The organism is Actinoplanes sp. DH11, assembly GCF_020873875.1.
GTDB lineage: Bacteria > Actinomycetota > Actinomycetes > Mycobacteriales > Micromonosporaceae > Actinoplanes.
Genome location: NZ_JAHWGU010000002.1, coordinates 13,744 through 37,791, shown reverse-complemented (window position 1 = coordinate 37,791; position 24,048 = coordinate 13,744). Strand labels below are relative to the sequence as shown.

23 protein-coding genes are annotated in these 24,048 nt (G+C 70.7%); 11 read left to right on the top strand and 12 right to left on the bottom strand.

All coding sequences use genetic code 11. From position 1 onward, the window contains the following. Positions 1-70 precede the first annotated feature (70 nt). The 4 genes from rox to LPA41_RS03320 all read right to left on the bottom strand — a co-directional run bounded on the left by rox (position 71) and on the right by LPA41_RS03320 (position 5,151). Positions 71-1,570: a rifampin monooxygenase gene (gene rox, locus LPA41_RS03335; protein WP_229068185.1), complete on the bottom strand. Its 1,500-nt coding sequence runs from the start codon at positions 1,568-1,570 to the stop codon at positions 71-73. A 148-nt stretch (positions 1,571-1,718) separates the two neighbouring features. Next, a complete protein-coding gene (locus LPA41_RS03330) occupies positions 1,719-3,365 on the bottom strand; it encodes an aminotransferase class V-fold PLP-dependent enzyme (RefSeq protein WP_229068184.1) in 1,647 nt (548 codons plus the stop codon). Positions 3,366-3,533: 168 nt separating this feature from the next. Beyond that, on the bottom strand, positions 3,534-4,253 hold the full coding sequence (locus LPA41_RS03325) for a hypothetical protein (protein WP_229068182.1): 720 nt from the start codon (positions 4,251-4,253) through the stop codon (positions 3,534-3,536). A gap of 16 nt (positions 4,254-4,269) precedes the next feature. Continuing rightward, a complete protein-coding gene (locus LPA41_RS03320; protein WP_229068181.1) occupies positions 4,270-5,151 on the bottom strand; it encodes an ABC transporter ATP-binding protein in 882 nt (293 codons plus the stop codon). Between the two features lie 109 nt (positions 5,152-5,260). On the opposite strand from LPA41_RS03320, the gene LPA41_RS41675 reads away from it, so the two are divergent. The 6 genes from LPA41_RS41675 (at position 5,261) to LPA41_RS03290 (ending at position 9,922) form a co-directional block, all read left to right on the top strand. Next, the gene (locus LPA41_RS41675) at positions 5,261-6,412 is read left to right on the top strand and encodes a histidine kinase (RefSeq protein ID WP_229068180.1); all 1,152 of its coding nucleotides are present in this window, start codon (positions 5,261-5,263) and stop codon (positions 6,410-6,412) included. 76 nt (positions 6,413-6,488) lie between these two features. Continuing rightward, entirely contained in the window at positions 6,489-7,091 is a 603-nt protein-coding gene (locus tag LPA41_RS03310) for a DNA-binding response regulator (RefSeq protein WP_229068179.1), read from the top strand. Positions 7,092-7,093: 2 nt separating this feature from the next. After that, positions 7,094-7,786, top strand: a complete 693-nt coding sequence (locus LPA41_RS03305) for a GPP34 family phosphoprotein (protein ID WP_229068178.1) — start codon at positions 7,094-7,096, stop codon at positions 7,784-7,786. 133 nt (positions 7,787-7,919) lie between these two features. Then, positions 7,920-8,336: a VOC family protein gene (locus LPA41_RS03300; RefSeq protein WP_229068176.1), complete on the top strand. Its 417-nt coding sequence runs from the start codon at positions 7,920-7,922 to the stop codon at positions 8,334-8,336. A gap of 96 nt (positions 8,337-8,432) precedes the next feature. Next, a complete protein-coding gene (locus LPA41_RS03295) occupies positions 8,433-8,750 on the top strand; it encodes a hypothetical protein (protein ID WP_229068175.1) in 318 nt (105 codons plus the stop codon). A 14-nt stretch (positions 8,751-8,764) separates the two neighbouring features. Further along, complete coding sequence (locus tag LPA41_RS03290; protein WP_229068174.1) at positions 8,765-9,922, top strand: DUF6745 domain-containing protein; 1,158 nt, start codon at positions 8,765-8,767, stop codon at positions 9,920-9,922. Between the two features lie 3 nt (positions 9,923-9,925). Here the strand turns inward: LPA41_RS03290 and LPA41_RS03285 are convergent, their stop codons facing one another. The 5 genes from LPA41_RS03285 to LPA41_RS03265 are packed head-to-tail and all read right to left on the bottom strand — an operon-like array spanning position 9,926 to position 15,161. Next, positions 9,926-10,807, bottom strand: coding sequence for an STM4011 family radical SAM protein (locus LPA41_RS03285; RefSeq protein ID WP_229068172.1), 882 nt, complete (start codon positions 10,805-10,807; stop codon positions 9,926-9,928). Next, positions 10,804-12,108, bottom strand: coding sequence for an STM4012 family radical SAM protein (locus tag LPA41_RS03280; protein ID WP_229068170.1), 1,305 nt, complete (start codon positions 12,106-12,108; stop codon positions 10,804-10,806). Before LPA41_RS03280 ends, LPA41_RS03285 begins: the two co-directional genes overlap by 4 nt. Beyond that, the gene (locus LPA41_RS03275; protein ID WP_229068168.1) at positions 12,105-12,989 is read right to left on the bottom strand and encodes an STM4013/SEN3800 family hydrolase; all 885 of its coding nucleotides are present in this window, start codon (positions 12,987-12,989) and stop codon (positions 12,105-12,107) included. Before LPA41_RS03275 ends, LPA41_RS03280 begins: the two co-directional genes overlap by 4 nt. After that, entirely contained in the window at positions 12,982-14,280 is a 1,299-nt protein-coding gene (locus tag LPA41_RS03270; protein ID WP_229068166.1) for an STM4014 family protein, read from the bottom strand. Before LPA41_RS03270 ends, LPA41_RS03275 begins: the two co-directional genes overlap by 8 nt. Continuing rightward, entirely contained in the window at positions 14,250-15,161 is a 912-nt protein-coding gene (locus tag LPA41_RS03265) for an STM4015 family protein (RefSeq protein WP_229068164.1), read from the bottom strand. The genes LPA41_RS03270 and LPA41_RS03265 overlap by 31 nt, the downstream gene beginning before the upstream one ends. Before the next feature lie 96 nt (positions 15,162-15,257). Here LPA41_RS03265 and LPA41_RS03260 point away from each other — a divergent pair, with 96 nt between their 5' ends. From LPA41_RS03260 to LPA41_RS03250, 3 genes are all read left to right on the top strand, one after another. Further along, positions 15,258-15,806 (top strand): QsdR family transcriptional regulator, encoded by a 549-nt coding sequence (locus LPA41_RS03260; protein WP_229068163.1) that lies wholly within the window; start codon positions 15,258-15,260, stop codon positions 15,804-15,806. Between the two features lie 99 nt (positions 15,807-15,905). Continuing rightward, on the top strand, positions 15,906-16,115 hold the full coding sequence (locus tag LPA41_RS03255) for a DUF3311 domain-containing protein (protein ID WP_229068161.1): 210 nt from the start codon (positions 15,906-15,908) through the stop codon (positions 16,113-16,115). Continuing rightward, positions 16,108-17,715: a sodium:solute symporter gene (locus LPA41_RS03250; protein ID WP_229068160.1), complete on the top strand. Its 1,608-nt coding sequence runs from the start codon at positions 16,108-16,110 to the stop codon at positions 17,713-17,715. Before LPA41_RS03255 ends, LPA41_RS03250 begins: the two co-directional genes overlap by 8 nt. A gap of 307 nt (positions 17,716-18,022) precedes the next feature. Here LPA41_RS03250 and LPA41_RS03245 read toward each other — a convergent pair whose 3' ends face one another. Both LPA41_RS03245 and LPA41_RS03240 read right to left on the bottom strand, forming a co-directional pair. Further along, positions 18,023-19,216 (bottom strand): PrsW family intramembrane metalloprotease, encoded by a 1,194-nt coding sequence (locus LPA41_RS03245; protein ID WP_229068158.1) that lies wholly within the window; start codon positions 19,214-19,216, stop codon positions 18,023-18,025. Continuing rightward, positions 19,213-19,785 (bottom strand): hypothetical protein, encoded by a 573-nt coding sequence (locus LPA41_RS03240; protein WP_229068156.1) that lies wholly within the window; start codon positions 19,783-19,785, stop codon positions 19,213-19,215. The genes LPA41_RS03245 and LPA41_RS03240 overlap by 4 nt, the downstream gene beginning before the upstream one ends. A gap of 339 nt (positions 19,786-20,124) precedes the next feature. Between LPA41_RS03240 and LPA41_RS03235 the strand changes: the two genes are divergently transcribed. Beyond that, on the top strand, positions 20,125-21,474 hold the full coding sequence (locus LPA41_RS03235; RefSeq protein WP_229068155.1) for a glycosyl hydrolase family 18 protein: 1,350 nt from the start codon (positions 20,125-20,127) through the stop codon (positions 21,472-21,474). A gap of 67 nt (positions 21,475-21,541) precedes the next feature. Here the strand turns inward: LPA41_RS03235 and LPA41_RS03230 are convergent, their stop codons facing one another. After that, positions 21,542-23,017, bottom strand: coding sequence for a DHA2 family efflux MFS transporter permease subunit (locus LPA41_RS03230; protein ID WP_229068153.1), 1,476 nt, complete (start codon positions 23,015-23,017; stop codon positions 21,542-21,544). A 65-nt stretch (positions 23,018-23,082) separates the two neighbouring features. Here LPA41_RS03230 and LPA41_RS03225 point away from each other — a divergent pair, with 65 nt between their 5' ends. Continuing rightward, entirely contained in the window at positions 23,083-24,000 is a 918-nt protein-coding gene (locus LPA41_RS03225) for a LysR family transcriptional regulator (RefSeq protein WP_229068152.1), read from the top strand. Positions 24,001-24,048: the final 48 nt, after the last annotated feature.

The following is a 24,048-nucleotide window of genomic DNA, read 5'->3' as shown; positions in this document are numbered from 1 at the left end:
GCAGACGGCCGCTCCCGCCCGCCGAGCCGCTCGCGCCCGGCAGGTTGCTGACGGCCCGGCGCCCGGGCGCTCAGCTCGCCGGGGCCGGTGCGCCGAACCAGCGGGCCAGCTGCCCGGACAGTTCTTCCTGGTCGTCGCCCACCCAGGCGACATGCCCGTCCGGTCGCACCAGTGCCGCCGCAAAATCAACCCACACTTCCGCATCACCGCCGGGTGCCGCCCCGCCGGGTGTCGCCCGCCCGAGGGCCGCCGCCTTGCCGGCGTCGGTGAGCAGGTCGACCCGGTCGGCCCAGCCGTCCACGGAGAGCCGGCCGGTCCGGTCCAGCAGAAGGCCCCGGCCGTCGCGCATCCGCTCGTAGAGGCGGTCGGGCCCGAACCGGATGTCCCGCAGCCGGCGCCCGACCAGCTCGTGTCCTTTCTGGTCGCCGAAGTCGTACCTGATCCCGATCGCGATGATCTTCTCGGTCAGGTACCGGTTCACCTCCTCGAAGCCCATCAACTCGGTCAGCAGCCGGCGTACCGCCTGCGGCCCCGGCTCGGTCGACATCAACTCCATCTGGGCGCGGGTGTTGTTCAGCACGTCGGCCGCGACCGGGTGGCGTTCCGTCTGGTAGCTGTCCAGCAACCCGGCCGGCGCCCACCCGGCGACCTCGGCGGCGAGTTTCCAGCCCAGATTGACGGCATCCTGGATGCCCAGGTTGAGGCCCTGCCCACCGGCCGGCGGGTGGATGTGCGCGGCGTCGCCGGCCAGTAGCACCCGGCCTTGCCGGTACCGTTCGGCCAGCCGGGTGGCGTCGCCGAACCGGGACAGCCAGCGCGGCGAATGCACCCCGAAGTCGGTGCCGGCGAACGCCCACAGCTGCTGCCGGAACTCGTCGATCGTCGGCGGTGTCGTCCGATCCTCGGCAACACCGGCGGCCGGGACCACGACCCGGTAGACGCCGTCCCCGATCGGACCGAGCCCGAACCGCTTCTGCGTCCGGCGCACCTCGGCGACCACTCCCACCACCGTCTCCGGCGCCGCCGTCACCTCCATCTCCCCGAGCAGCGTCTCCGCGCGGGCCGGCTCGCCGGGAAAGTCGATCCCGAGCAGCCTGCGCACCGTGCTGCGGCCGCCGTCACAGCCCACCAGGTACCGCGCCCTCAACCGGCTTCCGTCCGCCAGTTCCGCGGTCACCCCGTCCTCGTCCTGGTTCAGCCCCACCAACTCGGTGCCGCGCCGGATGTCGGCACCCAGCTCCACGGCGTGCTCCTCCAGCAGCCGATCGGTAACGGTCTGCGGGATCGCCAGAACGTAGCCGTGCGACGTGTCGAGCCCTTCCGGCACAGGCTTCTCGATGCCGGCGAAGAATCCGCCTACCGGGTACGTGCGGCCCAGCTCCAGGAACCTGTCCAGCAATCCGCGCTGGTCCATGATCTCGATGCTGCGCGCGTGCAGCCCGAGCGAACGCACGAACTTCGGCTGCTCCGCCTCCTTTTCCACGACCACGACCTGCACGCCGTGCAGCCGTAACTCAGCGGCGAGCATCGTGCCGGTCGGTCCACCGCCGGCAATGATGACGTCAATCATGAGGCCCCCAATCGCAGAGATTCTGCGACAGAACCGGCCTCTTGCGGCAAGCCCCCCAATGCGATATAAGTTGGAAGTGGCAGGAAGTGACTTCCTGCCTTTTCTTATGCCCGCTTCTCCTTTCAATGGGCCTCGTTTTCGGCTCTTCTCAGGGCAGGCAGCAGTCCGGCAGCAAGAACCAGCGCAGCTTTTCGAACGCCGGTGGCAGATCGAGCCGGACCCCGTCCACCGGCAGCGGCAGCCCGGTCAAGATCTCTCGTGCCTGGGTCAGATACCCGGCGAGCGCCTCTTCGCCCACTGTCTCCGTGGCAACGGGCGGCATGCTGACCGACCCGTCCGGGTTGAGCCGCAGATCGGCGAGGCGCAGCCGTGGATGCTCGTGTCGCAGGTGGGTCCACCGGCCGGTGCGCGGGTCGAACCGGTACTCCGGCAGCAACCGCGCGCCGTGCCGGGCGATCAGCAGCACCGCCTCGATCAGGTAGTCGGCGACGGTGTCGGAGATGAAGTAGTTGAGGTTCAGTCTGCTCCAGCCCGGCTTGATGCCCTCCCAGCCGTCGACGATCTCGCCCCGGAACTCCCGGGAGTGCGCCTCGTCGATGCCGAGCAACCGATGCCCGTACGGTCCCGCGCAGGAGCAGCCACTTCGTGCCTGGATCCCGAACAGGTCGTTGAGCAGCGCCGCGACGAAATTGTGGTGCAGGTACCGCTCGCCCGCGCGGACCTGGAAGGAGACGATCGACAGGCGGTCGGCTTCCAGATCGCCGAGGATCTCGATGCTCTCCTCCGCCGCCCACCGCTCACGGGCCCGCCGCCACAACTCCCGCTCACGCTCCTCGATCACATCGGTGCCGACAGCCTCCTTCACGCCGAAGACCAGCCCCGCCCGGATCGACTCGACGATCGCCGGCGTGCCGCCCTCCTCACGGGCCACCGGATCGTCGAGGTACCGGTGGCCGGACGGATCCACATAGGCCACCGTGCCGCCGCCGGGGACGACCGGCACCCGGTTGACCATCAGCCGCCGGTCCACCACCAGGACGCCCGGGGTCTGCGGGCCACCGGCGAACTTGTGCGGGGACAGGAAGATCGCGTCCTTGTCGGCCATGGAGATCGCCACGTACGGCCCGGCGGCCGCGTAGTCCCACACCGACAGGGCGTCATGCTCCCGCAGCAGACGGGAGACCGCCGCCGTGTCGGTGCGGATGCCGGTGACGTTGGAGGCGGCCGAGAAACTGCCGATCCGCAACGGACGACTGGCGTACGCCGTCAGAGCGTCCCGCAACGCGTCGAGGTCGACGTGTCCCGTGCGGTCCGACTCGATCTCCACGACGTCGGCGATCGATTCCCGCCAGGGCAGTTCGTTGGAGTGATGCTCGTACGGCCCCACGAACACGACCGGCCGCTCGTCCCGCGGGATGTGCGCGCTCAGCCCGTACCTGTCGTCGAGGGCGTCGGGAACGTGCAGCCCGAACAGGCCGATCAGCTTGACCACCGCCGAGGTCGCCCCCGACCCGCAGAAGATCACGACGTGATCAGGCCCGGCGCCGACACCACGATGGATGATCGAGCGCGCCTCCTCACGCAGCGCCCCGGTCTGCGCCCCGGTGGCCGACGCCTCGGTGTGCGTGTTCGCGTACCGGGGGAGCACCTGATTCCGCAGGAACTCCTCGACGAAGTCGAGCGGCTGCCCTGACGCGGTGTGATCGGCATGGGTGATCCGCCGCGGCCCGAACGGCCCGTGCACCACCTGTCCGGTCCCGATCAGTCCGTCCCGGATCCGTTCCAGCACCCCCATGGCGCTCCTCCCCTTGCGGACCAACGCACCCACCGGCGCGGACATCAATGCATCGGCATGGCCCACACCGTAGGACGCCGAGCCCAGCCCCGCGAGCCCTCGATCGTTGTCGCCGGCGCCGATGCGGATCCGCTTACCGCGACCGGTCAGCTGGTGCCTCGCCGCGGGTCAGCGGCGCGGCTCCCAGCGGAAGAGGCGGCTGGCGAGGGCGACCGCGACGACGACCCAGCTCAGGGTCGGCGCCAGCAGGACGAGTGACTCCCCGAGCGCGACGCCGCCGTTCCATGCGTTGAGGACGAGTTCGGTGGCCGCGCCTCCCGGCAGCAGCCGCTTGAGCAGCGTGAGTTCCTCGGTGCCGCTGATGCCCACCCAGCTGGTGACGGCGATGACTCCGAGGCTGACCGGCAGCGTGGTCACCTGGGCGTGCTCCGGCGAGTTCGTCAGCCCGGCCGTGGCCAGCCCCAGGCCGATCATCATGGCCATCATGGCCAGCACCGCCGCGACCAGCAGGAACACGTTGGCAGGTTGACTGGCGACCGCCGCCAGAACGATGAGGATGACCGACACCTGGACCAGGGCGAGAGCGGTGACGGGCAGCAGCAGGCCGGCGAGGATGCCGGTGTCCGGTGCGGCGGTGGAGCGCAGGCGTTTCAGGAAGAGGTTCTGCCGCCGGGCCGCGAGCGTGGTGACCGCCGAGGTGTACAGCCCGAAGGCTCCCACGGTGAACATCACGACCGCCGCGATGTAACCCAGGCTGGCGACGGAGGCGAACACCTCGTGCCGATAGATGAAGAAGGCACTGACCGCCGCCGGCATGATGATGCTGTTCACCAGCACCAGTCGATTGCGGAAGATCTGGACCAGCTCGCTGAGCGCGATGGAAAGCATGGTGTGGTTCCCCTTCTCAGGCGGTGCCGATGGCACGGAAGACGTCGTCGAGCCGGGTCGGACCGGCCTGAAGCTCGTTCAGCTCCACGTCGTGGTCGTGCGCCCAGCCGAGCAGCAGGTGCAGGTCCTTCTGCAGTTCGAACGTCTCGACCAGGAACGACCCGTTGCTCCCGCGCGCCGCGTGCAGCGGTGGCGTGGCCGCCTCCGGCAAGGCGAAACGGATGACGGCAGGCAGGGTCCGGGTCAGCTCGGTGACCGTGCCCTCCCGGTGGAAGGTGCCCCGGTGCATGAGCCCGATCCGGTCGGCGCGCTGCTGCGCCTCCTCGAGGTAGTGCGTGGTCAGGACGATGGTGGCGCCCTGCTCCCGGAGCCGGTCCACCGCGTCCCACAGGGCGTCACGGGACTGGATGTCCAGACCCGTGGTCGGCTCGTCCAGGAAGATCAGCTCAGGGGCCCCGAAGACGGCGGTCGCGAAGTCCAGCCGCCGCTTCTCCCCGCCGGAGAGCTGGGAGACCTTGGTGCCGGCCTTCTCCGTCAGGCTGACGATGCCGAGCACCCGGCCGACCTCGTCGGAGCGCCCGCTGAGACTGCCGATCAACCGGATCGACTCACGGACCGTGAGGTCGGGGGAGAAGCCGCTCTCCTGCAGCATGATGCCCATGCGGGGTCGCACGGCGCGGCGGTCCTCAGGGCTGTGCCCGAACACCCGCACCGTGCCCGAGGTGGGCTTGCGGTGGCCCTCGATCACTTCCAGCGTCGAGGTCTTGCCCGCGCCGTTCGTGCCGAGCAGCGCATAGAGCTCGCCGTGCCGCACCTGGAAGGACAGGTCTTTGACGGCGTGGAAGTCGCCGTAGCGCACATCCAGCCGGTCGACTTCGATGACAGGGGTCTTGGTCATGGCTTCGATGACACCAGTCGGCGGGCTTCGTCAGCAGTGATGAGATGTCATCGGGTCTTGTGACGTGGTGTCACTGTTTGCGCTGCCGTGACCCGCGAATACTGGCAGGGTGAAATCGAGCCAGGTCCAGATCGCGGGGGGCCAGATCACCGAGGCGACGCGAGGACGGCTGCACCGGCTCAATGTGATGCTGATACTCCCCATCCTCGCCGTCGCCGGCCTCCTCGTGGTGGCGCTCGACGCCGACACCTGGCCGGAGGCGTTGATCCTGGGCCTGGGCGTGGTCGCCGCCCTGGTGGCGTCCGAGAGATGGGCGGCGGGCGATCTGATCCGGCCCCGTGTGGCCTATCCGTGCCTGGCGGTCACGTCCATGGTGTGGCCGTTCGGAGCCCTGCTGACCGACAGCCCCAATGCGTTCTGGGGGCTCTGCGTGGTGGGCTCCCTCGTCGTTCCCCGAGTGCCCCGCCACCGCGCCGCGGCGGCCGTCGCCCTCGTCTCCTACGTCGCCTTGGTCGGTGCGGCACGGCTGTTGTTCGTCACTGACGATATGCGTGGCGATCTGATCACCTATCTGCTCGTCCCCGCCGGCGTCACCGTCGTGGTGACCGCTCTGCAGTTTCCCAACGAGCGGTTCTACGACCTCGTCCGCGACCTCGAGCAGTCCCGGCAGCGCGAGGCGGAGCTGGCCGTCACTCGCGAGCGTGTCCGGTTCGCCAGCGATCTGCACGACATCCAGGGCCACACCCTCCACGTCGTCAAACTGAAGATCGCGCTCGCCCAGCGGCTGATCCGCGCTGATCCGGACCGCGCCGAGCTGGAGCTGCGCGAGATACACGGCCTGGTCAGCGACACCATCATGCAGACCAAGGAACTGGCGTATGCGCAGCGCAGGCTCAACCTCTCGGCGGAGCTGGAGAACGCGAAGAACCTCTTCGAGGCGGCCGGCATCACCGTGGGGGTGGTCCGAGACGGAGAGGTCGGCCCCGGTTCCAGCGAGATGCTCGGCCAGGTCCTGCGCGAGACGACGACGAACATCCTTCGTCACGCGCAGGCGACGCGGGTGCGGATCATGCTCACCGCGTCCGGCATCGCCATCATCAACGACGGCGTACAGGGGGAGGGGCCTGCCGAGTTGCGAGGGCTCGCCACCCTGCGCCGCCGGGTCGCCGAGGACGGCGGCGAGCTCACCGTCGCGCAGAACGCCGACGAATTCGTGACAGCCGCGTCGTTCCCACCGGGCAGAGACCGGCGCGAACCATGAGACCCGATGCCCGGACATGGTTGGTGGCGAGGATGACGTGCGGCGGCAAGGCCGGATCGAGGACGGGAGGTGAGCGGTGACGACCGTGGTGCTGGCCGACGACGAGGCGTTGCTGCGAAAGGCGCTGGCTGCTCTGCTTCCGCTGGAGGGGGACGTCACCGTCCTCGCCGAGGCGGACGACGGTGCGGCAGCCGTGCGGGCGACCCTCGAGCATCGGCCCGATGTTCTGGTCATCGACCTGGAGATGCCCAACGTCGACGGGCTCGGTGCAGTGGCGGAGATCCGGCGCGAGCGGCCCGAGCAGGTCATCCTCATGCTGACCCGGCACGCCCGGCCGGGTGTTCTGCGCAAGGCACTGCGGCTCGGTGTGCAAGGTTTCGTCACCAAGTCCGCTGAGCCGGCGCACATCACCGCCGTCATCACGAAACTGCATGAAGGCAAGCGGTGGATCGACCCGGACGTTTCCGCGCTCGCCGTGATGGACGACTGCCCGCTCACCGACCGCGAGCTCGACGTGCTGCGCGTGACCGGGGAGGGCTACTCGGTCGCCGACATCGCCGCACGCCTGCACCTCGCGCAGGGAACGGTGCGCAACTACCTCTCCAATGCGATGCAGAAAACACAGACGCAGACCCGCCACGACGCGGCTCGTTACGCTCGCGAACACGATTGGTTGTGACCATGCAGAACGACATGCTGCTCGTCGAAGACCTGGCGCTCCTCCTGCTGGACGACGAGACGGGCGTGCCGGCCGGTGCCGGCACGTTGTCCTACACGCTCGGCGGTGCCGTGCTCGTCGATCTGGCGCTGCGCGGCCGCATCGAGAGCGATGACGAAGGGCGGTCCTGGCTGACCGACCCGAAGGTGCACGCGACAGGCACCGAGCCGTTGGGTGATCCATTGTTGCAGGAGGCGTTCGAGAGGGTCTCCCGCAAGCCGCGAAGCGCGCAGACGCTGCTGATCGAGATCGGCAGCCGGCTCTGGAACCCGGTGACCGAGCGTCTCATCGAGCGCGGTCTCATCCGGCGAGAGACCAAACGGGTGCTGGGCCTGTTCCGTTCGACCCGGCTGCCCGCCGCCGACGCGGAGCACGAACAGGAGCTGCGCCGCAAGATCCGTGCCGTGCTGGTCGACGGTGCGGAACCCGACGCGCGGACGGCCGCGCTGACCGCTCTGCTCTCCGCCAGCGGTGCCTTGCCTGCCCTGCGCCCCCAACTCGCCTGGTCGAGTGACGTCGCCAAGCGGGCCAAGCAACTCGAGAGCGGCAACTGGGGTGCGGCGGCCGTCAGCACCGCTGTCACCAGGACCGCGGCGGCGATCGCCGCATCCAGCACCGCCGTGGCGATCGCCGTGACGACGACAACCACCACCTGATGGATCCGAGCTGCGGAGAACCGCCAGGACAGCGACAGATCCGCGGGTTCGGCGACCGCACGGGAATCAACACACCGGGCTGGCCGGCGGGTCGCGGCCACTCCATGTCCGCTATCGCGGGAACGCTGGCATCATGACTCTTGACCGTTCGGGATCCCGGATCGACCACCTCAACATCGCCGTGCCCGACCTCGCCGCCGCTGTGGCCTTCTACGAGCCGGTGCTGGCCGTCATCGGGATCACGAAGATGCTCGAGATCCCGCCGAACGCGACCCCGAACCAGCCGACAGCCATGACCGGGTTCGGGCTGGCCGAGGTCAAACCGTACTTCTGGCTCATCGACGGCGGCACCGTGGGCACGAACATGCATCTCGCCTTCACCGTCGACAGCCGCGACGACGTGGACACCTTCCATCGAGCCGCCACCGAGGCCGGCGCCACCTCACTGCTGGCGCCGGCGGTCCATCCCGAATACCACGACGACTATTACGGCGCGTTCGTCCTCGACCCGCACGGAATCAACCTCGAGGCAGTCTGTCATCTCTCATAGGCCTCTCTGAGGGCCGGGGAAAACGTCGTACCCCGGCGATACGGTGCCAGCGGCAGTCGGCGAGCAGCGGAGGTCTCATGAATCGGCAGGGTTCTGATGTATCGGCAGGGTGATGTGCTGATCGTTCCGGTGGAGCAGGCCGCGGTGCCGGTCTGCGCTCCGGTGCCGCGCGATCGGCGTGGGCGCATGGTGCTGGCGCGGGGCGAGGCGACCGGACATGCGCATGTGGTCGGCGGGCCCGGGCTTCAGCTGCTCGCCGATGTCGACGATCCGGAGGCGATGTTCGTCGAGGTGCCGACGCACGGGCGGGTCACGCATGAGGAGCACGGCCCGATCTCGTTGCCTGCCGGGCACTACCGCGTGGTGCGGCAGCGCGAATACATCCCGGGCGCGTTCCGTCCGGTCGCGGACTGAAAGGGGTACGGGGGATGCGACTCACGCACGCCGAAGAGGCGATGGCCGCAGCAGTCGAGGACCAGTGGCTCGCCGCCGCCCTCGAGACCGAAGCCGCTGATCGGGCGGCCGCGGAGGACGGGGTGCGGCAGGCCTACCGGCTTGCCGGTGCCGAGGCGCCCGACCGGATGTACTGGTTCGGTTCGCCACGTGCCGGGGCGGCGGCCGCGGCCCTGCTGACCGGGGCGGACGTGCCCGGCCCGGACGCGCCCCGATGGTTCGCCGAGGCGCACGACGAGCTGCGCCGGCAGGGCTGGGTGCCCGGTGAGCGGGCCGGTGCGTCACTGCGCCGGCGGGTGCGGACGGAGCCGTGGGCGACGGCCCGCAACGCGGCCGCCGCGGAGCTCGGTGCCGACGGCTGGGCGCAGCTCGGCTCGGCGGCGGGACGGCGGGCCTGGGCCCTCGCGATGGAGCTCGTCGCGGGCCGGCTGCGGACGCGCCTCGGCGAGGACGTGGTCGCCGACCTGCCGGGTGAGGCGGGCCGGGCGGTGCGGTCGAGGATGCTGGACGCGGTCTACGGGCAGTTCGACGGGGCGTGGCTGTCCACCTTCGACGCCGCCGACAGGCTGTGCCCCCAGGCCGGTCTGATGACGGGCCTGGCCGGGCTGGCGGCAGTCGCCCGGACCGCCGGCTGGTGGTGGCCGGGGGAGCGGGCCGCGGTGCTGACCGAGCGACCCCGCCTGGTGACCCGCGACAACGTCGGCCGTCTGCATCGCGGTGAGGGCGCGGCCCTGGAATACCCGGATGGGTACGGTCTGTGGGCCTGGCGTGGCATGCCGATCCCTGCGCAGCTGGCCACCGAGCTGCCGACCCTCACCGTGGAGCGCATCCGCACTGAGGAGAACGCCGAGATCCGCCGGGTCATGCTGGAGCACTACGGGTACGACCGTTATCTGCGGGACGCCGGCGCCCGCAAGTTGGGCTCGGACGCCACCGGCACCCTGTGGTTTCTGGACCTGCCCGGGGACGAGCCACTGGTCATGGTGGAGGTGGTCAATGCGACACCGGAACCGGACGGCACGAGCCGCATCTACTGGCTGCGGGTGCCGCCGAGCACCCGGACCGCCCGTGAAGGCGTGGCCTGGACGTTCGGCTTGACCGAGGCGGAGTACCACCCGCTGGTGCAGACCTGACCGTCAGGAAGGCAACGGCAGATCGGGGAGGGAAGAGGGCCAGGCATGGGGGATGCGTTCGAGGAGGCCGTCGGCGTACACGTCGCGTAGCTGTAAGGGCTTGAGATGCACGTAGCCGATGTGGCAGTCGCAGATCGCGTTGGTGCAGGGGCGTGGCCGCAGGGCAGTCCGCCAGGTGCCGTCGTAAAGGTTGCCGATGGGGGTTTTGATGAAATGGCAGCGCCGGACAGTGCCGTCACCGAGAACCGAGATCGCCGTCTCGCCGGCGTGGCAGGACTGGCCCAGCGACAGGTGCGGGCGGACGCTGTCACCGAAACGCGGGTCCAGGGCGGTCCAGCGGCGTTCCTCGTCGGGGGTGTAAAGGTGGCCTTCGGCGGCGTTCACCCACAGGTAGACGGAGGGCGGCAGAGCGGCCCGGAGGGCGACCGCCTCGTCGTGGTGGTCGGGGAGGCCGACGACGCCGACGGAGTAACGGATGCCCAGGTCGTCCAGGCTGCGGCAGCGGGCCAGGAAGCGGTCGCGGGTCACCTGACCCGGGTGGTACGTCGCCCACAGCGCCGCGACCTGCGGGTTCGCGTCGGCGAGCCAGGCGGTGCGGGCGGCCAGGTTGGTCTGGACGGCTACCCGGGCCACGTGCGGCAGGTGCGACAGGCGGACGACGGCGTCCCGGTACCAGGACCGCGTCAGGGCTTCGCCCCACGGCGTGAACAGCACCGACAGCCGGCGGTCGATGGTGGCCGCGACCCAGTCGGTGAACCGTTCCAGGTCGGCGCGGTCGGCGCGCAACAGGTCCGGCGGGTCGACGCGCTTGGCGAACGGGCAGTACGGGCAGTCGTAGTTGCAACTCGCGAGCGGTCCCCGGTAAAGGACATACAGATCGGTCATCGGAGAACGTACGCTCCCATCGCCGCCCGGACCTGGCCGGACACCAGCCACGGGCCGATCGCGTCGGAGTGGGCGAGACCGTCCGCGGTGAGCCGGACCCGGCCGTCGTCCAGCCAGCCGCGGTCGACGAGGACGCTCAGTTGCGGGAAGTCGTCGTGATGGGTGGTGCCGAAACGAGTCAGGTAGGCATTGGCGTCGATGCCGTCGGCGCGCAGCAGGGACTTGAGCAGCCAGCGGCGACGCTGTTCCACGGCGTCCAGGTGGAAGCCGATCTCGGCGTACCGGAAGTCGTCGGCGGGCCGGGACAGGTAATCGTCGATGACCGCGCGGACCTCGGTCACCGACACGGCGTAGTCGAACGAGTAGTGCAGCTCCGTCGTGTACGACCGCGCGCCGCACCCCAGCCCCACCATGCCGTCGTCCTGGCAGCAGTAATCGGGGCCGTCCGGTTCCGGGGCGCCGGTGCGCCGGAACTGGCGCATCGAGTGCTGCACGTAACCGGCGTCGGTGAGCACGACGACGGCCTGCCGGTACAGCTCCTGGCGTTGCCGGTCCCAGTCGGCGCGACCGTGCGCACGGCGGCCGAGGCCGGTGAGGGGGCGGACGTAAAGGGGGTACAGGTACAGCTCCTCGGGCCGCCTGCGCAGCGCCTCGTCCAGGGAGTGCTGCCAGCTCGCGGCGGTCTGCCCGTCGATGCCGTAGATCAGGTCCACGTTGAGCACCGGGATCCGCGCCGCCCGGATCGCGTCGAGGGCCGCGACGACCTCGGTGAGCCGCTGCGGGCGGCCGGCGGCGCGCGCCTCGGCCTCCACGAAACTCTGCACCCCGATGCTGACCCGGGTGGTGTGGTGCGCGGCGAGCACGGCCAGCCGGTCAGGGGTCGCGGTGGCCGGTGACGTCTCCACCGACAGCGGCACCGGCCCCGCGCCGAACGCCTCGCCGACGATGCCGAACAGTTCCTCCAGTTCCGGCGCGGTCAGGTACGTCGGCGTGCCGCCGCCGATCGCGAGCCGGGAGAAGGACGCGTCCGGTGCGAGGGAGGCGCGGACGGCGGTGGCTTGGCGGCGCAGCTGGGAGAGGTACGCGGTGACCTGCTCGGCGGGCGGGTTGGCGCGCGTGAACAGGTTGCAGAAACCGCACCGCATCTCACAGAACGGCAGGTGGACGTACCCGAAGAGGCTGTTCTGCTGTTCGCCCGCCCAGACATCGGTGAGCAAGGGGCGGGGGTCGAGGGCGCGGTAGGCGGTTTTGTGCGGGTACGCGTAGAGGTAGCCCTGGTAGGGGGAGTCGTCGAGGTTCACGGCTGGTCCTTGGCGGGCTGCGTCGGGGCGGGCTGAGCGGACTCCGCCGAGGCGGGCTGCGGTGGGGCGGGGTGCGCGGGAGTGGGGTGGGCGGGGAGGACGAAGTCGGCGTACGGGACGGTCCAGACGTGTTCGTGGGCGACGCGGTGCCCGGTGTGGCCGTCCTCGCCGTAGAGGGTGCCGTGATCCGAGCAGATGATCACCTGGCAGGGCCGGCCACGGCTGGTGACCAGGGTGAAGAGGCGGCCGAGGGTGCGGTCCACGTATTCCAGGGCGGCCGCGTGGCTGGCCAGGGAGTCGGTCTCGGCGCCGGGCAGGTAGTGCCGGTTCGGCTGGTGCAGTGCGGCCACGTTGACGAACGTGAACAGCGGCCGCTCCGCCGGCAGCCGGTTGATGATCTCGGTGAGGCGGTCGGTCTGCGCGTCGAGGCAGGCCGGCGCGGTCACCCCGAAGGCGGGCTCCCAGTGTGCCTCCGCGAACAGCCCGGGCAGCACCCGGCCGAGCGGGGCGCCCGGGTTGAAGAAGCCGACGCCGCCCAGGCAGACCGTGTGGTACCCGGCGGCGGCCAGGCCGGACGGCAGGTCCGCGGCGTCGAAGACCCAGGTGCCGGGGCCGCTGGACTCGCTGCCGGCGAACCGGGCGGCGAAGAGCCGTTCATGCGGTCCGGGTGTCACAGGTGTCGGCAGGAACCCGGCGAAGAAGGCGTGGTGGGCGGCGTAGGTGAAGCTGGCCGGGGTGTGCCGCCGTTCCCACACGCCGCCGGGCAGCACCCGGGCCAGTTGCGGGGTGCGACCGTGCGCCAGGCAGGCGGCCGCCACGTCGTAGCGCAGCGTGTCGAGCGTGACGAGGAGCAGGTCGTGGCTGCCGATCCGATCACGCATCGGCGCGCCAGCCGTCGAGCAGGGCGGCAGCCGGAACACGCCGTGCGCCCGGCCCGCGCCGGCTGCCGTCCAGGGCGGCGGCCGGAGCGCGCCAGCCGTTGAGCAGGGCGGTTATCTGGGCGTCGTAGGTGTCCTGGCCGTCGGCGAGCACACCCGGGAGCAGGTCGCCGAAGGCGTTGACCTCGGCCACCGCGTGATCGCGCCAGCCGGCCCGGAACATCAGGTCGACGCCGGCGTGCAGGGTGCCGGGGAAGCAGGCGGCGGCCTGCGTGCAGGTCTCCATCGCTGCCGCCCAGGAACGCTCGCCGGCGGCCGCGCGGACCTGCGCCACGTCGCCGCGGGCGTTGCCGAGGTGCAGGTTGGTCATGGGGGAGTGGCTGGTACGCACCACGACGTGTGCCGGCCGCCCGGCGGTCACGACGACGCGCAGGTCGAGGACGCGGCCGCCGAGGCCGGCTTTCGGGTACCACCGTTCGACGTGCAGGCCGTCCGGGCCGAGGCGGTCGACGATCGCCGCTATCGAGGGTTCGTCGTCGTAGCGCCGGACCCGCAGGTTGTTGAAGAGCCGGCCGTCGGGGGCGGCCTCGACCGAGGTGGTGGCGGCGATCCGGCGGCCGGCGGTGGCGAGTGCCAGCACGCCGGAGGCGGACGAGCCGTGCGCCGGTTTCACGAACACGCGATCCCAGTGGGCGGCGCGCATCGCCTCCCGCAGGCCCCGGTAGTCGTGGACCGGGCCGAGCGCGGGCGGCACCGGCACCCCGGCCGCAGCGAGCAGCGCGTGGCAGCGTGGTTTGTCGCTCATGGTGAGGATGTCGCCGGGCTGGTTGACGAGGTCGCCGCCACCCGCGGCGATCCGGTGCAGCGCGACACCGAACCCGGCATGCGCATGCGCAAGCCCGGCGATCTCACCGTGCTCCACCGGCACGCCCCCGGAAACAGAGCCGCCGCCGGAAGCCGACCCGCCGGATGCAGAGCCGCCGCCGGAAGCCGACTCGCCGGAAGCAGAGCAGCCGCCATCGGAGACGGAGACGGAGACGGAGGCGCTGGCGCTGGCGCCGAGAGTGCGTAACAAACGGTCCACCTCGGCGTTCTCGCCGGGGGAGTCGATGCGCACGACCGAACCCGGCCCCGGCACCGCCCCGGAGAGCAGCACCTCACGCCACCCGAAGACCCGCGGTTCGGGGAGGCCGGCCCGGATCACGGCCGCGCGGAACAGGGCGACCCGGCGGTTCTCCGGGTTGCCGACGACGCTGAGGAGCACTACTCGGAGACCGCCGTGTAGCGGCCCCACTCCTCTTCCTTCTGCACGCCCGACACGTCGACCGTGACGCCGGGCAGTTCGTCGGTCAGGCGCTGGGCGAGCTCGGGCGACAGGTAGTGGTGGCTCACGTCGAGGCGCTCCAGGTGGGTCAGGGGCTGGCCGGTGAGGAGGGCCTCGACCCCGGCGTCGCCGAGGGTGCCCATGGACAGGTCGAGGACGGTGAGCCGGGCGACCACCGGTGCCGCCGCGACGGCCGCGGCGACCTCGTCGGCGATTTCGGCGTTGCGCAGGCCGAGGTGGGTCAGGGCGGGCAGGGAGCGGCCGGCCAGGATGGGTGCGAGGTCGTCGGCGCGGGCGTCGCCACCGTAGTTCTCGACGCCGAGCCACAGCTCCAGCTTGGTGAGTCGTGGCAGGTCGCTGGCGCCGACCGCGCGGACCACCGCGGCGGGCAGGCCGCCGGACTGAAGTACCAGCTCACGCAGGTTCTCGTGGCGCACCGGGCGCAGCTCCAGGCTGTCGCTGCCACGCACGCCGAGCACTTCGAGGGCGGGGAACGACTCCAGCAGCGGCGTGACGTCGGTCTGCTTGATCCAGGAGATTTCGCACTCCTCGAACGTCATGTCGCCGAGGAACAGGGCCCGCAGCGCGGTCAGCCGCTGGGCGTTGCCGGTGAGCAGTTCGAGCGGGAACGGCTCCTCGAAGGCCTCGGACCACTGACCGACGACGAGCGCGACCGGACCGCCGGGACCGGCACGCTCCAGCAGGCGCTCGAAAGCCTCGGCCAGGTTGCCGGCCTCGTCCTCGTCGTGCAACCGCCAGGCGACCGCCGCCGGATCGGCGGGGGTCTCCTCGGCGTCCCACGACACGATCGGGAGGCCGGCGAAGGTTGTCAAGTGCTCGTTGATGGTCACGGTGCTCCTGCCGCGTCGTCGAGAACGATGCGCCAGACGGTAACAAGCCCCTCCGACAGAAATCCGGGGGACGGCGATGTTCGGTAGCGTGCGCACGTGAGCGTGCGCCGGGTGGTGAGCGACGACGAGGTCGCGCGGGCGGGATGCCATTTCTTCCTGCGGTACGGGACTGTGGATATGGAGCGGCTGGCGGCGGTGATGTGTGTCAGCCGGGCCACCCTCTACCGCGTGACGCACGGCCGCGACCGGTTGCTGGGCGAGGTGTTGTGGCGGCTGGCGGAGCGGATGCTCACCGAGGCGCGGCGGCAGCGGACGCAATCCGGCGTGGACGGGGCGATCGAGGTGACCCGGCGGTTCACCGGTCAGTTGCTGGCGGCCGAGCCGTTCCGCCGGTTCCTCGCGACCGAGCCGGAGGCCGCCGCCCGCGTGCTGCTGACCAGCGCGGGCGGGCTGACCGAGCGGATCGTTGCCGCGCAACGGGAGATTTTCGCGGAGGTCGGGCTGGGGGATGCCGGCGCCGACGTCGCCTACCTGTACGTGCGGATCATCGAGTCGGCGCTCTACTCGGAGCTGGTCGCCGGTTGCCGCACCGACCTGGCCGTCGCCCATCGGGCAGCCCGGACACTGTTGCTGGCCAAGCCGTGACCAAAGGCCAAGCCGTGACGAAAACGGGCCCGTGAGACAGGTGTCGCAGCTTTGCGAGTGACGGTGGTGTAACGCATCGATGGCCGCATATGGTGCGGCATGCCAACACCCGCCCCACGCTCCCGTCACTGGCAGTGGCTGCTGGTCCTGCCGGTGGCGGCCCCCCTGCTGACCCCGCTCGCCAACCGGATCGAACCGACCCTGGCCGGTGTGCCGTTCTTCTTCTGGTACCAGTTCGCCTGCGCCCTGCTCGCCATCGTCGTCATCTCCGCGGTGCACGTCGCGACCCGGGAGCGCGGCGATGACTGACCGCGAGATCGAGGTCGGCGTCTTCCTCGTACTGATGGCCGTCGTCATCGTGGTGGGGTTCGGCGCGGCCCGCTGGCGTGCCCCGGAGGACCCGCACACCCTCGAGGAGTGGGGTGTCGGCGGACGCGCGTTCGGCAACTGGGCGATCTGGTTCCTGCTGGGCGGGAGCATGTACAGCGCGTACACGTTCATCGCCGTGCCCGCACTCACCTACGGCATCGGCGCGATCGGCTTTTTCGCGGTGCCGTTCGCGATCGTCACGACGCCGCTGACGTTCTTCTTCACCGTGCGCGCCTGGTCGGTGGCGCGCCGGCACGGCTTCCTCACCCACAGCGAGTTCGCCGCCGCGAGGTTCGGGTCGCCGGGGCTGGGTGCGGCGGTCGCGATCGCGGGCATCCTCGCCACCATGCCGTACGTGGCCGTGCAGCTCCTGGCCCTGCAAGCGGTGCTGCGTACGGTCGGGTTCGGGGGTGAGTGGCCGTTGCTCGCGGCGGTCACCGTGGTGTCCGTCTGCACGTTCCGTTCCGGGTTGCGGGCGCCGGCTCTGCTCTCCGTGGTCAAGGACGTCCTGATGGCGTGGATGCTGCTGACCGCGCTGCTGGTGGTGGCCATGTTCGGCGGCTGGGACCGGGTGTTCCGGGTCTCCGCCGACCATTTCGCGGCCACGCCGTCGCCGGCTGACGGGCTGCTGCTGCCGGAGACCGGCCACCTGGGTTTCCTGACGCTGGTGATCGGCTCCGCGCTCGCGATCTTCGCCTATCCGCATGCGCTGGTCGGGATGCTGGCGGCGAAGGACCGGGCAACGGTACGACGCAACGCCGCGGCCCTGCCGGTCTACTGTCTCGCCCTGGCGGTGATGGCGTTGCTCGGCTTCTTCGCCCTGTCCCGGGGTGTGACGCCGGTGGACGGCGACCTGAACACCGTGGTCCCGCGCCTGATCCACGAGTTCTTCCCCAGCTGGTCGGCCGGTGTCGCGTACGCCGCTCTCAGTGTCGCCGCCCTGATCCCGGCGGCGGTGATGTCGATCGCCGCCGCGAACGCGTTCACCCGCAGCCTGTTCCGCCCGTATCTGCGGCCGGACGCGTCCCCGGCGACGGAGGCCCGGGTGGGCCGGTGGGTGTCGCTGATCGTCAAGTTCGGCGCGGCGGCCCTGATCCTGGCCGTGGACCCGGCCTACTCCGTCGATCTGCAGCTGATCGGCGGCGTGGTGATCCTGCAGACGATCCCGGCGGTCTTCCTGGGCCTGCTCACCGGCTGGTTTCACCGGTCCGCGCTGATCGCCGGGCTGGTCACCGGCCTGGGTGTCGGGCTGCTGATGCTCTACGACATCCCGGGTGCGGACGGCACCGGCCACTTCGGCGGATCGTCATGGCCGCTGGGTGACGGTGTCACGGTGTACGTCGGTGTGGTCGCCCTGGTGGTGAACCTGCTCGTGGTGGTGCTGGCGACGGTGCTGCTGCGGGCGGCCGGGGTGCCGGGCGGCCGGGATGCGACGCGGCCGGACGACTACCTGGCCGACGCCGGTGACTCGGGGTTGCAGCGGATGGACGGGTTGATCGACGGAACGCCGCGCGACCCGGAACCGGCAGGATCAAGGTAATCCGCCCCCTTGAACGGCGCACCGGGCAGATCGTCCGCTTCGACGGCGAAGGTCAGTGGCCGCCATCCGCAGGCTTGCGACAAGGTCGGTCTGCGCCTCACCAGCCATCGGTACGTCACGGTGTCGACCGTGATGAGGCGGCTGCCCTTTCGCGGCATGGCCATGGTCGCCTCCCTGTCGAGGTCTCAGGATAGGGCGTGGTCCGGGCCGTGACGATCGGTCCTGCGCAGACCACGGCGAGGTCGGTGGACGCGCCGAAGCCCCGGCTCTCACCCGAAGGCGGCGACCGGGGCTTCGCACGGATCGGTCAGCGGGCTGACGCGGCAGGGGCTTTGCCGGGGGTCTTGGCCGCGGCGGTCTCGTAGCGGTCGCGCAGGATGCGGACCTCAAGGGCGTCCTGGTCAGCCTTCGGGCTCGGGCCGGTCTGGCCGTACTGCATGACCAGGTGCAGTTGCTTGCGCTGCAACTCGTGGTAGAGCCGGCCGGCCTTACGGCCGTGCTGCTTACGGGCCTGGCGGCGCAGCTTCCGGCGGCTGCGCAGCGAGCCCAGCGCGTGCCGTTCCTCCGGGGTGATCAGGTCATCGCCGACGTAGGCGTCCGCGACGGCGATGAGGCTGGTCGCCTCGTCGCGGCCGGTAAGCCACCACAGTAGGGCGCCGAGGATGAACAGCGGCAGCCCGCGCAGGAAGATCCCAATAAGGCCGTCGGGCTCCAGCAGCGGAGAGTTCCAGAGGAAGTGGAACGTCCAGGCGATCAGGAAGAAACCTGCGGCCACCGCGAGCCGGACACCGAACGGCTTGGTCCGGCGGGACATGAAGTACCCGATGCCGATCGCGGCGATCGAGGTGAACAGCGCGTGGCTCCACAGCCCGGACAGGATGCCGCGCACGAGCACCATCTGGATGACCGGGATGACCTCGTTGGCACTGGAGTAGGACATTCCGTTGCTGAGGGTGTAGCTCAGGTCCTCGGACACCTGAAAGCCCAGTCCCACGAGCGCGCCGATGCTCGCCGCTGCCAGCAGGCTGCGGAACTGGGTCCGGGCGATCAGCACGAGCAGGATCACGCCGAGGATCTTCAACGTTTCCTCGGTCGTCGGCCCGACGATCGCCGCGCCCCACTCCTCGGAGAACTCCGGGCTCACCGTCTTGGACAGCACCGAGAGGAAAGCGGTGTTCACCGGACCGGCCAGGTAAATCGCGCCGAGGCTGCCGTAGGCGAAGGCCAGCACGAACCCCAGCGGCGGGTGCTGCGCGAACAGGTCCAGTTCGTGATGGAAGAACCACAGCGGGATCGCCGTGTACAGCGTCCAGACGAAGAGGCCGAGCAGCACCGTCACGGGTACCACCTGCGAACCCTGGTAGAGCTCGGTGGCCACCGAGAACAGGCCGTTGGCCAGCAGCATGATCAGCAGCCAGAACGCGAACCGCCGGGGCTGGAAGAAGCTGTCCACCCCGACGGGACCGCGCACGGTGGCCCCAGGTGTGTCGAGTGTTGTCATGACTGTTCCGTCCGGATGCTGTCGATCATGGCTTGGTATTCGGGCAGACCCTGGTCGAACGCCGAGTCCGGGCTGCGCCCGACCATGACGATCGCCCGGTCCGCGGTCTCGTCGACCGAGACCCAGACCCGGCCCTGGTCCTCCTGGTTGAAGAAGCTGAACGTGGTGCCGCTCAAGCCGCCCGCGGTCGTGAAGGTGGCGTCGTTGTCGATCACACGGGCCTCGCCGAACGCCTCGTCGGTGTCTTTCTGCCGCTTGACCTCCTCGGCCAGCGTGCCCTCCCAGGGCAGCACCTGAACGTTGAACTGCCCGGTCTTGCCGACCAGCAGAACCGAGGACGTCGAGTCGCTCTGCGACGAGTCGGTCGCGTCGAGGTACCAGCCGGCCACCGGCACGAAGCTCACCGCCGGCCCGACCTGCTGCACCGAGCCCGCGGGGATCGGCTGCAGGTCCGGCTCGATCGTGTCGTCCAGGCCGACCCAGAGGCTGACGTACCCGACGATGACCGCCAGCACGATCAGCCCGCCGGGCCAGGTCCGGTACGGCTCCCGGCGCGGGAGCTCCGGCACCTCACCCGTCGATCTTTCGTGCAGTCCTACCGCCACGATTCCCCCAGACTTTCCTGCGCGACCCCTGCCGCGATGGACATCCTCCGGTCGCCGGTAGCCGACGGCAACGGGATCGCACAGGAAGTGATCAAGAATTCACATGACAGCTCGAGTCAGTACGTCCGGTCCTGCGGGCGTGCTGGTGCGGCGTGCCCGGCCGGCGGCCGGGCACGCGGTTGAGCCGCCCGTGAAACACGTCATTTTGTTGCGGAACCTCCAGGTTGCATTGACCCTCATCTGTTAACACTCTTAATCTTTGGCGACCCGCAGTCATCCCCAAGGCGAAGGGTCCCATCCCCCATGAAGATTCTGCGTATCGCGACAGCGCTGGCGGTGGCCGCGACCGGCACCGCCGTCGCTCTCGCCGCGCCCGGTGCCGCCCAGGCGGCGGTGCTGCCGAACGGTTTCAAGAGCGTCGGCTACATGCCATCCTGGGCCGGGAGCGTCACGAGCGTCCAGTACAGCAAGCTCACCCACATCAACTACTCCTTCGCCCTGCCCAACGCCAACGGCACCCTGCAGCCGATCGAGAACACCGCCAAGCTTCAGCAACTCGTCACGCTGGGCCACCAGAGCAACGTCAAGGTGTCGATCGCCATCGGTGGCTGGAACGACGGCAACGACTCCGCCTTCGAGTCGCTGGCGGCCGCGGCCGGCACCCGCACCACGTTCGTCAACTCGGTGATGAGCGTGGTGCGGCAGTACGGCCTGGACGGCGTCGACATGGACTGGGAGTACCCGGACCCGGGCGCGTCGGCCACCAACTACACCGCGCTGATGGGTCAGCTCAGCACCGCCCTGCGCACCGAGGGCAAGCTGCTGACCGCGGCCGTGGTCAGTGAGGGCGGCACCGCCGAGGGGGTGCAGCCGGCGGTGTTCGGCCACGTCGACTGGCTCAACATCATGGCGTACGACGGTGGATCGCCGCACGCCAACTACGACTGGTCGATCAACGCGGCGAACTTCTGGAAGAACCGTGGCCTGCCCAAGGCCAAGACGGTGCTCGGCGTGCCGTTCTACAGCCGGCCCGGCTATCTGACGTACGCGCAGCTCGTCGCGCAGGACCCGGCCAACGCGAACCGGGACTGCACCCCGTCCGGCGAGTGCTACAACGGCCAGCCGACGGTCCGGCGCAAGACGCAGTGGGCGATGGCCAACGCCGGCGGCATCATGAACTGGGAGCTGTCGCAGGACGCCACCGGTGCCAACTCGCTGGTCAGCGCGATCTACGAGACCGCGACGGGTGGCGGCGGCAACCCGCCGGCCGGCCGCACCGGGCGGATCACCGGTATCGCCGGCAAGTGCGTGGACGTGGCCTCGGCGAGCAGCGCCAACGGTACGGCCGTGCAGCTCTACGACTGCAACGGGACGAGCGCGCAGAACTGGACGGTCGGCACCGACCGGACGATCCGGGCGCTCGGCAAGTGCCTGGACGTGGCCGCCGCCGGTACCGCCAACGGGTCGCTGGTGCAGATCTACGACTGCAACGGCACCGGGGCGCAGCAGTGGCAGGCGCAGTCCGACGGCACCCTGCGCAACCCGGTCAGCGGGCGGTGCCTGGACGCGTCGAACAACAGCTCGGCCAACGGGACCAGGCTGCACCTCTGGGACTGTTTCGCCGGCGCCAACCAGCGCTGGGTCCTGCCCTGACAGCACGGCGGCCGCCCCGGGTCGTGCCTGCCGGTCGACGGCCGGGCGCGGGTCGGGACGGCCGCCGTCACGCCTGCTGCCGGCCGGCGGGCTGGATCGGGGGACCGCACGGGTCGCAGAAGCTCTGCACCGGGGTGTGCGCGGTCAACCGGTCCGGCACCAGGAACCAGGCAAGGACGCCACCGGCCGCCATCAGGCCGGCGCAGATCAGCATCGTGTTGCGGTAGACCGGTGCCAGGGTGACCGGGTCGGTGAGGCTTCCGGCGCCCAGGCCCGCCGCCAGCGGGAGGACCGCCACGGACAGCAGGCCCGCGGCCCGGGCCACCGCGTTGTTCACGCCCGAGGCGATCCCGGCGTAGGCGTCGTCGAGCGCACCCAGGGCGGTCGCGGTCAGCGGCGCCACCAGCAGGGACAGGCCCAGACCGAAGACGATCACCGGTGGCAGGACGTCGGCCCAGTAGGACGCGTCCGCGTCGACCATCGCCAGCCAGGCCAGCGCCGCCGCGCAGACGAACGGGCCGGCCGTCATCGGGATGCGGGGGCCGATCCGCTGCCCGAGCGCACCGGCCCGCGCGGACAGCAGCAGCATCAGGGCCGTGACCGGGAGCATCGCGAGGCCACTGACCAGCGGCGAGAACCCGGCGACCACCTGCAGGTTGACCACCACCAGGAAGAAGACGCCACCGTTCGCGGCGTACACCAGGAAGGTGACCAGGTTCGCGCCGCTGAACGCCTTCGACCGGAAGATCTCCAAGGGCAGCATGGGGTACGCGGACCGGCGCTCGGCCACCACGAAGGCGACCATGCCGGCCACGCCGACCGCCAGCGAGAGCAGCACCACCGGGTCACCCGGCCCGTTCGCCGGCCAGGCGGTGAAGCCGTAGGTCAGCCCGCCCAGCCCGGCCGCCCCGGTGACCAGCCCCAGCACGTCGAAGGAGCGCGCGGCGGACGGGTTGCGGGACTCCGGCACGTGCCGGGCGGCCACCCACAGGACCAGCGCCGCCACCGGCACGTTGATCAGGAAGATGTACCGCCAGCTGCCGATCTCCACCAGCCAGCCGCCGAGGAACGGGCCCAGCGCGCCGCCGATGCCGCCCAGCCCGGACCACGCGCCGATCGCCTTCGCCCGATCCTCGGGTGCGAACGACGCCTCCAGGATGGCGAGTGCGCCAGGGGTGAGCAGCGCGCCGCCGACGCCCTGCAGGACCCGGGCGGCGACCAGCAGCTCGACGGTCGGTGCGAGGCCGCAGAGCAGGGACGCGACCGCGAACCAGGTGACACCGACCAGGAAGACGCGGCGCCGGCCGAACCGGTCGCCGAGCGAGCCGCCGAGCAGGATCAGCGAGGCCAGGCTGAGCGCGTACCCGTTGATCGTCCACTGCAGCCCGGCGGCGTCCGAGCCCAGGTCCCGGCCGATCGCCGGCAGGGCGATGTTGACGACCGTCGCGTCGATGAACGCGAGGCTGGAGCCGAGCACGGTGGCCAGCAGCACCCATCGCCCGGCCGCCGACCGGTAGCGCAGCGGTGCCGCCTGGAGATCCATGGGACGAACACTAAGGCCCGGCACCCGGCCGCGTAGTCTCGCGGCCGGGAGGTGAGATCCGCGGCATGCGATTCGAGCAGCTGGCGTACCTGATGGCGGTGATCCAGCACGGGTCGCTGCGCCGGGCCGGTGAGCGGTTGCACGTGTCGCAGTCGGCGCTCAGCGAGGCCATCAGCTCCCTGGAACGGGAGCTGGGCGTACCCCTGCTGGAGCGGCATCGGTCCGGGGCGCGGGTGAGCCGGGAGGGCCGGGACCTGCTGCCGGTGGTCGCGGAGATCCTCGCCGGGGTGGCGCAGCTCAAGGCGGCGGCGCGCCATCACGCCGCGACCGGTCGCACGATCCGGGTCGGCACCGTCAACGCCGGCACGTCGTCGCTGCTCATCCCGGCGGTGCGCGAGTTCGGTGCCGGGCATCCGAGCACCACCGTCGACGTGGCGACGATGCTCCAGGCGCAGATCCAGGAGAGCCTGCTGGAGGGGCGGCTCGACGTCGGGCTGATCAACGCGTTCCCCGGTGACGACATCCCGGCCGCCCTGCACCGCACGGTGCTGCTGCACGGCGTCCCGGCGGTCTGCTGCCGTGCCGACGACCCGCTCGCCGCACAGGACCGGGTCGGCGTGGCGGATCTGCGGAGCCGGCCGTTCGTGGCGATGCGGCCGGGCTATCTGATGCACCGGCTGGCGCAGCGGCTGTTCGGGGACGCGCCGCCGCCGGAGACGTTCGCGACCGACGGCGCCGAGATGGGCAAGACGCTGGTGGCCAGCGGCACCGGGCCGACGATCCTGCCGGACTACAGCATCCGGGGCGACCCCCTCGAAGTGGCCGGGGTGATCACCGCCCGGCCGCTGGCGGAGGAGGTGCCGCCGGTGCTGATGCTGATGCTGCGGCGCCGCTACGAGCGGGTGCCGGCGGCGATCCTGGACTTCGAGCGGACGATCGAGCGGCTGGCGCGCGCGGAACAGCGGACGGCGCCCCCGGAGTAGCACCCGCCGCGGCGTGGCGGGCCACGCGAGCGGCCGGCGCGTTCGGCG